Raw genomic sequence first — 1321 nt, 5'->3', positions numbered from 1 at the left:
GCCCCGCCCCCGCCGCTGCGGCGGGGGCGGGGCCGGAGTTCGCACAGGACCGTCGGCCGCCCCGCCCCGGACCGTGCCGGGGTGTAACGCCCGTGTCCGGGTACACAGTTCACCCTTGCCGCAGGGCCGCTGCGCCCGTCGCTCAGCCTCCGCCGTGCCCGCCAGGACACAGGACCAGAACCCGGAACCTGTGCCGCCCCGCCGTGCCCCTCGCCGCCGGGCCGTCGCCGTGCCGGCCCTGCCTAGTTGTTGCCGGGCCCCGCGCCGCCCTGCTGTTCCCGCTGCATGCCACCGTCGCCCGCCCGTCGTCGCCTCACCGTGTCGTCGACGACCTTCCCCGCCCGTCCCGTCCCGCCGTCCGGCCCGTTGCTGTGCCTGGTTGTTCTGGCCGTGCCGGGGTGTAACGCCTTTGTCCGGGTACACAGTTCACCCTTGCCGCAGGGCCGCGGTGTCCTGTGGCATCGGATCTTGCTCGTTTGCCATCGGAGCGTGACGACTACCGGTTTCGTGACATCGAACCTTGCTCGTGCTGTCCCGTCATATCGGACCCTGACCAGTCTCACCGCACCTACGCCTGCGGGCCTCGCCACCTTGTCCCTGCCCAGGTCCCTGGCGGTCTGACGCCGCCGCTGTCGGAGGCCCCGGCTACGGTTGCCAGGTGAACGGATTGAATGCACCAGCCGACGTACCCGCCCACCACGGCACGTTGCTGCCTCTCCTGGGTGCTGACCAGGAGGTCATCGACTTCTTCGCCGGTGTTGCGGATCTCGACGCGACGGACCCCGCCGACCAGGAGCTGGAAGACGGGGTCCGGCTTGCCTCTGGAGCCCGGCTGGAGCAGTTCGCGCGGGCGGCCTCAGGTGACGCGTTCTGCTTCGTCGGCGAGGGTGGAGAAGAACGCCCCGTGGTGTACGTCAGCCTCGACGGCGAGGCCGGACCGCTCGCCCTCGGACTGCCGGAGCTGGTGCGGCTGTGTCTGGTGGCACCGTGGTGGCGTGATGCTCCCGGACGGACAGCCGGAGAACTCCAGGTGGTCGCCGACGAGTACCGGGAGGACATGCCCGACCTCGACCGGCGACGCGACCGCGCGGCCCGGGCGCTCGGCCTCGATCCGGCCGGACTGCCGTCCGAGGCGGCAGCCCTGGCCCGGCTCGTGGAGCTCTCCCGAGGACCCGTCGCCGCAGCTTGCCTCGTCGTCGGGTACGAGGGCGATCCGCTCGATCCCCTGTTCGCCGGCGACCCCAGCTGACGCTGGCTGGCCGGCCACCCGGGCCGTCGCCGCGGCCGTGCCCCGGGCTCGCGCCGCCCCGCCCCGCCGGCC

Annotated in this window: 1 protein-coding gene; it reads left to right on the top strand. The window is 73.0% G+C overall.

The window, feature by feature from the left end; translation table 11 throughout:
* The first annotated feature begins 658 nt into the window (after positions 1 to 658).
* Positions 659 to 1249, top strand: a complete 591-nt coding sequence (locus EAO76_RS43540; protein ID WP_262376268.1) for a hypothetical protein — start codon at positions 659 to 661, stop codon at positions 1247 to 1249.
* Positions 1250 to 1321 lie beyond the last annotated feature (72 nt).

Source organism: Streptomyces sp. sk2.1 (assembly GCF_008120935.1).
GTDB lineage: Bacteria > Actinomycetota > Actinomycetes > Streptomycetales > Streptomycetaceae > Streptomyces.
Note: the sequence above shows the minus strand (reverse complement) of the source record. Positions and strands in the feature narration are given on the sequence as shown.